Annotated in this window: 1 pseudogene; it reads left to right on the top strand. The window is 35.4% G+C overall.

Annotated elements, in window-relative coordinates:
• Window positions 1–63: 63 nt before the first annotated feature.
• Window positions 64–277, top strand: a pseudogene (locus tag SB679_RS23955) (CoA pyrophosphatase); the annotation flags it as partial.

The following is a 277-nucleotide window of genomic DNA, read 5'->3' as shown; positions in this document are numbered from 1 at the left end:
CTACATTGGTTAATTAATGTTAAGGCTCTTATTTCTTCAAGAATATATTGTTAAATTTGAGGTATGGAAAATTTTGGAAAAGATTTATTAAGGAAAATAAAAAGTGTAGAACTTCCCGGTGAACACGCCCATGGAGTATTCTCACCTCCCTCCCGTCCCGTTTTCACCTATGACGAAGTACTAGCAAAAAACCCTAAGTTTGCGGCAGTCAATATTGTATTATATTTAAGGGACAACGAATGGTATTTTCCACTGATCCAAAGGACTATTAATGAAC

This window comes from Chryseobacterium sp. SIMBA_029, from assembly GCF_046535275.1.
GTDB lineage: Bacteria > Bacteroidota > Bacteroidia > Flavobacteriales > Weeksellaceae > Chryseobacterium.
This window is presented reverse-complemented; position numbering and strand designations above follow the sequence as displayed.